The 7,423-nt window shown below is 35.0% G+C and carries 5 protein-coding genes; all 5 read left to right on the top strand.

Annotated features, from left to right (window positions below; genetic code table 11):
• The first annotated feature begins 168 nt into the window (after window positions 1–168).
• The 5 genes from Q0649_RS10775 to Q0649_RS10755 all read left to right on the top strand — a co-directional run bounded on the left by Q0649_RS10775 (window position 169) and on the right by Q0649_RS10755 (window position 7,337).
• On the top strand, window positions 169–2,514 hold the full coding sequence (locus tag Q0649_RS10775; protein ID WP_298841404.1) for a glycoside hydrolase family 38 C-terminal domain-containing protein: 2,346 nt from the start codon (window positions 169–171) through the stop codon (window positions 2,512–2,514).
• Window positions 2,515–3,160: 646 nt separating this feature from the next.
• Window positions 3,161–4,180, top strand: a complete 1,020-nt coding sequence (locus Q0649_RS10770) for a glycoside hydrolase family 130 protein (RefSeq protein WP_298841401.1) — start codon at window positions 3,161–3,163, stop codon at window positions 4,178–4,180.
• A gap of 87 nt (window positions 4,181–4,267) precedes the next feature.
• Window positions 4,268–5,662, top strand: a complete 1,395-nt coding sequence (locus tag Q0649_RS10765) for a glycoside hydrolase family 28 protein (RefSeq protein ID WP_298841398.1) — start codon at window positions 4,268–4,270, stop codon at window positions 5,660–5,662.
• A 54-nt stretch (window positions 5,663–5,716) separates the two neighbouring features.
• Window positions 5,717–6,343, top strand: a complete 627-nt coding sequence (locus tag Q0649_RS10760) for an SGNH/GDSL hydrolase family protein (protein ID WP_298841396.1) — start codon at window positions 5,717–5,719, stop codon at window positions 6,341–6,343.
• A gap of 19 nt (window positions 6,344–6,362) precedes the next feature.
• On the top strand, window positions 6,363–7,337 hold the full coding sequence (locus tag Q0649_RS10755; protein ID WP_298841393.1) for an SGNH/GDSL hydrolase family protein: 975 nt from the start codon (window positions 6,363–6,365) through the stop codon (window positions 7,335–7,337).
• Window positions 7,338–7,423 lie beyond the last annotated feature (86 nt).

The following is a 7,423-nucleotide window of genomic DNA, read 5'->3' as shown; positions in this document are numbered from 1 at the left end:
AGAGGATGTAAACAGCTTTGAGGAGGAGAAGGTTAAACCTAAAACAATAAAAATCTATAATGTTTCATCCAGCTTCATATATACTGCTTCAAAAAAATCAATAAACATATTAAGAATACCTTTGGTATAACTGTACCAAGGCAGTATGGAAGATAATGGGGGAATATTATGTATAAAGTTTTTTTAATTTACCACAGTCATATTGATATCGGATACACAGAGCGTCAAGAAAAAATTGCTGTATATCAAGCTGATTTCATTAAACAAGCAGTTAAATTTGCGTTGTCAAAAAAACAGTTGGCGCGAGATGAGAGAAATAGGTTCCGTTTTACAGCTGAAGGATTTTGGGCTGTAGATGAATACCTTAAAAGATATGGCGAGGAGGGCAAGAAGGAACTAATTGCGGCTATAGGGACCGGCTACTTTGAACTTACAGGTGGATATTTCCACCTGGCTGATATCTTAAACTATGATAACCTTTCTCACTCGCTGGATTATGCAACGAACTTTGCAAAAGAAAATAAACTCTCAAATATTGAAGTTGCTATGTCCTGCGATGTCAACGGATTTTCTTGGGGCTATGCTGATGCACTCTATGACCATGGCATTAGGTATCTGTCTACCAATATCAATATCCATCATGGAGATACACCATTTGGACGTCCTCTTGTGCCCTTTTGGTGGGAAACACCAAAAGGGCGTAAAATTCTTGTATGGAACGGGCTAGCATATCATAAGGCCAATCAGTTTGGGTTAATTCCAGGGCTTGCTCCTGGAGGTAATCCAGGAATTCCAGGAATGCTTTCTGAGGACTCCTCATTTGTTGATGTTGAAGGCCCTGATTACGCTTATAAACGAATCAGCCAAATGATTAATGTCACCAAGGGAAATGGTTATACCTACGATTTTATGCCAATAATGGGATCAGGATTATATACTGACAACAGCCCTGTGGGCGACGATCACTGCGAGCTAATCGAAGAGTTTAACAAGAAGTACGGTGATGAGATAGAGATTGTTACCGCAACTCTTGATGAGTACTTTCACTATCTTACGAAAAATGGTGGAGAAATACCAACCTATCGCGGTGACTGGAACGACTGGTGGACTGATGGTGTAATTTCTACTCCAAACGAAACAAAGTTATTTCGCAACGCCCAACGTGTTAATGAGCTTACAAAGAAATTAGATCCAGAAATGAAGATTGTTTCTATAGATGAACATGAAGAAATATCTAAGCTACTTATAACTTATGCAGAGCATACATGGGGTCATTCAAGCTCATGCGGCGACCCTTATAAATTACTGGTTACTCAGCTTGATGCACGCAAGGCAAAGCTAGCATTTGATGCAGATGTTCTTTCAGCTACTGCATGCGACAAAGTTTGTAGGGCACTTGGCGAGGGTGAGTTTACGCAACATCGCCCATTCCGATATATTATTGTGAACCCACATGATTTTAATAAAAATGATGTTGTTTATCTTCTTACTGATTTTTGGGAGGAGGGAAGGTTCAATATGGGAGGTTTCCGCGTAGTAGATGAATCTGGAAAAGAAATTCCCTCTCAAAAAACACGTACTCTTCGAGGATCTATGATTGCATGCTATATTGAAATGAAGCCACATGAGAAAAAGACTCTAAGTTTGGAATTTGATTCTAATATTGAAAAGCATAATAATTTCTTATTAAAGCACGTAGAATCTGATTATGTTTACGAAAACAGCACATATATGCTTACCTATGGCAAAGATGGAATCCGTTCCATAGTTCACAAAGCTACGAAAGAGGAATTGCTGTATCCTGATGAGCCTAAGCTTGGCGAACCAGTTTATCAAATATTTCCAGAGGGGGTACGTCAGGATGCAGCAGGTTATGGATACGCGCAAAGGCACAAACCTGCTATGGAAATCCACAACGCTACTCTCCAATGCGTAGAACTTGTGGAGAGTGGAGATGTGTTCACACACATAAAGGCAATGTATCTGATTAAAGGCGCAGTGAAATGTATTGCTCACTACTACCTTTACAATGACCTTCCAAGGATTCTTGTAACCACTGAGATGGCAAAACAGCTTGTGATGGATCCAGAGGGAATGTATGTTTCACTTCCACTTAAAGTAAATGGTGGGGAATGGCATCTTGATAAAGCAGGAGCCTTCTTTAAACCTGGTGAACAGCTACCAGAGGGTTGTTGTGATTATTACCCTATTAATCGAGGCGTTGTACTCTCGGGAGATAAACTTGGACTAGCAGTGAACACGCTTGATACACCGCTTGTTTCAATTAATAGTATAAAACTATGGGACTACACACGCACTGCGGACACAATGGGTACACTATATTCCTGGCTAACAAATAACAAGTGGGAAACAAACTTCCGTAGTCAATGCTCAGGATACATTGAATCTCGCTATGTAATAGAGATTGACTCTGATTTAAAAACAGCAGAAATTGGTTTGAAAACACTTGAATCCAACGAATACGACATGATAGTATGCCGAACCGATTCTTGATCCAACGTAGGATTCTTTTAGTGTATAACCTGCTCACGTCATACACTTAAAATATATTAATTTGTTAAATGAAAAACTGATATGCAGTAAGTGTTATATATTTGTAATATTAGAAATGAAAACACTGCTATTTTGTAAGGAGTAAAGACACTATGGCTAAAAGAGTTACAATGCAGGATGTTGCGAACAAAGTTGGAGTTTCAAAGGTTACTATGAGGGAATCTACAAATGAAATAAAAAATAGCTAATTTAAAAAGATTAAGAAGAAAGATTTAAGCCATTTATGTATAAAAACGTTGAATGGTAAAGTTACAATTAGATAATGTAAGAGATTAGAGAGTCCTTGTAGCAAGACTTTTATTAAATACAAAACTTTAGTTGGATAACTAAAGTTTTGATTGACTTTGTGAAAACGTTGACTTAAACTATAAATATAACGTAACTAGGGTGTAATTATAACGTAATTATAAAGTTACTATAAATTTGATAGTATCTATATTATAAAAGATATGCTATTAAAAAAGTTAAGGTTAACTGATTTATTATTAGAACATGCATTTGTTACGTCAGCAAATCCATTGAGGTTTTGCGATTGTGTTCAGCAAAGAATAAAATTTACAAACAAATATACAAGGGGGATTATATAATGAGTAAAGTTAAAATAATTGGAGATACAATGAAAAATATGCCTTGGCAGGACAAGCCGGTTGGTTGTGAGGATGTAGTATGGAGACATAATGAAAATCCTATTATAGGTTGGAATCCAACACCAAAGACTGCTCGTGTTTATAATAGTTCGGTAGTGCCTTTTGGTGATGGTTTTATAGGGATATTTAGAGCAGACCATAAACATGGTAAGCCACAACTTCACATAGGTCGTAGCAAGGACGGTTTAAAATGGGATATTGAAAATGAAGAAATTCATTGGTTTGATGAGCAAGGAATTCCATATGAGCCATCATATTCTTATGATCCTCGCCTGGTTAAAATAGAAGACACCTATTATATAATATGGTGTTCTGATTTTGCAGGAGCGGCTCTTGCAATTGGAAAAACAAAAGACTTTAAGGAGTTTACTAGACTTGAAAATCCATTTATTCCTTTTAATAGAAATGGTGTGTTATTTCCAAGGAAAATAAATGATAAATATATGTTACTTAGTAGACCTAGCGACAGTGGACACACACCATTTGGAGATATATTCGTAAGTGAGAGTCCAGATTTAATTTATTGGGGAAGACATAGAAGAGTTATGGCAAAAGGAGGAGCTGGATGGTGGCAAGCAACTAAGATAGGAGCTGGAGCTGTACCGATAGAGACTACTGAAGGGTGGTTACTATTTTATCATGGTGTTTCAGGAACTTGTAATGGATTTGTCTATAGCTTTGGAGCAGCAATTCTTGATATAAATAATCCTTCTAAGGTTTTATATAGAACAAGGGACTATATTCTTACACCAGAGAAAAAATATGAAACTACGGGTTTTGTACCAAATGTAGCTTTCCCATGTGCAACATTACATGATGCAGAAACTGGAAGAATTGCTATATACTATGGAGCGGCGGATACTTATTTAGCAGTTGCATATTGTAATGTTGATGAACTTGTACAATATATAAAAGCTAATTCCGAATTAGCACCTGGAGACGCAGAAGAATATAGATAGTTTTAAATAATTATATTATAAATCCTTAAATCATTTTACTTTAAGATTTAGGGGTTTTTTTATATAAGAAGGCGAGGTTAGTATAGTATGATAAATTCAATGTATTATGTAAAAGATTTTGGAGCAAAAGCGGACGGTATTACATTAGACACAGTTGCAATTCAAACAGCAATTGACACTTGCAATAAAAATGGTGGGGGTAAAGTTGTATTAGAAGGTGGAACATTTTTGAGTGGTACAATTTATCTTAAAAGTAATGTAGATTTCAATATAACGATTTCTGCTAAACTTTTAGGAAGTGATGACCCTAACATGTATTCTAAAGATACACATCATAATCGATATATTGATGAACCTGACATGGATAGATGTTTTATTTATGCACAAGATGTAACTAATATTGCTATTACAGGGAAAGGAGAGATTTGTGGAAATGGAGCAAGTCTCCCTATTAAAGGTGGAATTGCACGTCCTATGATGATTAGAATATTGCGTTGTAAATATATTAGATTAAATGGTTTGCGTTTGAGGGATTCAGCAGCTTGGACAACTGCATTTTTGGATAGCGAAAATATATGGGCAGAAGATTTAGATATTTCATCTCAAACTAATTATAACGGTGATGGATTAGACTTTGATGGTTGCAAAAATATTTTTGTTTCAAATTGTAGGATTGATGGTAGTGATGATAATATATGTCTGCAAGCATCAAGCAGGGAATATCCAGTTAAAAATGTTCATATCGTAAATTGCTCTTTATCGTCAGTTTGTGCAGGAATTAGAATAGGCCTTAAATCAGTTGGGGATATAAGTAATGTTGTGATACAAAATTGTACATTTGAAAATGTTTGGCGTGAAGGAATAAAAATAGAAAGTAGTGAGGGCGGAAAGATAGAAAATATTATGGCAAATAACTTGGTTATGCATAATGTTCGTCGACCGCTTTATTTATTGTGTAATAATACTATTGCTGGACTTGGAATTACAGAATTTCCGGCAATTGGTGAATTAAAAGGTGTTACTATTAGCAATTTAAGAATTACTGAAGATAATGAAATGAAAAATACTCATCTAAGGTTTGGAAAAGACATTATGGGAACTCCACAATTTAATGGAATAAGAATAGATGCTCATAAGACGCATAAGATAGAATCTGTGATATTGTCTAATATAAATTATCAAGTATTAGGTGGAATAAAGGCTGATGAAATTCCAGAGGAATATCCAGAGGTTTTAGATTGTAGAATTGAGAAGGATAAACGTGGGTCTGGAAACTACTATCCAGATTGGAGTAGAACTGGTTTTATGGACATTAGGAATGTAGATGATATTCAAATTGAGAATATTCGGTTGTCTTCTATTGCTTGCGATGAAAGAACTCCTGTAATTATTGAAAATTGCAATGAAATTACGCAAAACAATATTATAATAAAAAACCATGGTAATGATAAGATAATGAGTATGGGGTCTATGGAAAATTAGCAAAATAAAAGTCTTACAATTATAAATAATATAGAGAGTAGGAGAATTGTAAAAATGATAATTGATGAAAATGAGAGAATATTGTTTCAAGGAGATAGTGTTACAGACGTAGGTAGGAATAGAGAAGAAGAGGATAACCTTGGATGTGGATATCCTATGATGGTTGCTTCTTTATTTGCTGCTATTTGCCCACAAAAAAATGTTAGCTTTTTAAATAGGGGAAATGGAGGGGAGAGCATAAAGCACTTAGAAGCTAGGTGGCAAAAGGATTGTTTAGATTTAAAGCCTACACTTGTGTCGATACTTATAGGTATAAATGATTGTTGGAGAAAGTTTGATAGTAATCAACCCACTACACCAGCTGAATTTGAAGCAAGCTATAGAGTTTTATTAGATAAAATTAAGAAACAAGGTATAAAGAAGATAATAATGCTTGAACCTTTTGTTCTGCCAGTAACAGAAGATCGCAAAACTTGGAGGGAAGACTTAGACCCTAAAATACATGTTATAAGAGAATTAGCTAGAGAATACAAAGCAATTTTAATACCTTTAGATGGAATTTTTAGTGCTGCCTCAGTGCTTAAACCTTCAAATTTTTGGACTGTTGATGGAGTACATCCTACCAATGCAGGTCACGCGCTTATCGCTAGAGAATGGTTAAAAACTGTAAAGGTCATTTAAATATTTAGGAGGAATTTTAATGAATGTAAAATACACAGGAAGATTTGAATTTAGTAAGGTTGATGGCCCTGAATTTGCATGGTCTGGGAGCACTATAAGTGCAAGATTTTGTGGAACAAGTGTTTATGTGAAACTAAGCTCGGATAATGAAAATTATTTTACTGTACTATTAGATGGAAAAGTAATCATAGAAGTTTTACGAGTAATTGGCACATATAGCTATAAACTTGCTACAGAATTAGTCTATGGTGATCATGAGGTAAGTATTGTTAAGCGAACAGAATTTTCCTCAGGAAAGGTTCAATTTTTGGGGTTTGATTTCGGGGAGGGTTCTGAATTATCACCTTCAAAGCCTTTGGATAGAAAAATAGAATTTATTGGAGATTCACTAATTTGTGGATTTGGAATGGATGCAGAAAATGAAGATGTAGAATATGAACCTAAATATGATAACCCATATCTATCATATGTATCTATTACAGCTAGAGCTCTTAATGCAGAATGTTATATTATGGGTCGTCCTGGGTTAGGTGTTATTAGAAAATGGGATGGAGATATGACGACTCCAATGCCTTCAAAATATGATTATATAGCAGAGGAAAATGAACTTGCGTGGGATTATAAAGCTTGGACTCCACAATTAGTTGTAATAAATTTAGGAACCAATGATTTTTGTGGAGGGTTTATTCCTGGTAGAAATGATTTTGTGGAGCCTTATATAAATCTTATAAAAAAAGTACAGCAAAACTATTTAAATGCAAAAATAATTTGCACTATAGGGCCAGTAATTGAAGACATAGCTCTTTCGACTACAAGAGAATACGTACAACATGGTGTAATGGAGTATTTTGATAAGGATACAGTTTATTTTTGTGAATTTGAGCATCAATCTGAAAAAAACGGTTATGGAGTTACTAAACACCCGAGTGTGAAAACACATGAATTAATGGCCAAGGAGCTTATAGAAAAAATTAGGGAAGTTATGAACTGGTAATCTAAATTAATTATACAAGGAGTTCTTAAAATGAGTGATAGACAATTTATAAAAGGATTTACCTTTGGATGGACTGCCAAAAGGGG

Source organism: uncultured Clostridium sp., from assembly GCF_937920395.1.
Classification (GTDB): Bacteria; Bacillota; Clostridia; order Clostridiales; family Clostridiaceae; genus Clostridium_AD.
Note: the sequence above shows the minus strand (reverse complement) of the source record. Positions and strands in the feature narration are given on the sequence as shown.

Coding starts and splice junctions, on each gene's coding strand:
- Q0649_RS10775 (WP_298841404.1), top strand. CDS start 169: ATGTATAAAGTTTTTTTAATTTACCACAGTCATATTGATATCGGATAC.
- Q0649_RS10765 (WP_298841398.1), top strand. CDS start 4,268: ATGATAAATTCAATGTATTATGTAAAAGATTTTGGAGCAAAAGCGGAC.
- Q0649_RS10760 (WP_298841396.1), top strand. CDS start 5,717: ATGATAATTGATGAAAATGAGAGAATATTGTTTCAAGGAGATAGTGTT.
- Q0649_RS10770 (WP_298841401.1), top strand. CDS start 3,161: ATGAGTAAAGTTAAAATAATTGGAGATACAATGAAAAATATGCCTTGG.
- Q0649_RS10755 (WP_298841393.1), top strand. CDS start 6,363: ATGAATGTAAAATACACAGGAAGATTTGAATTTAGTAAGGTTGATGGC.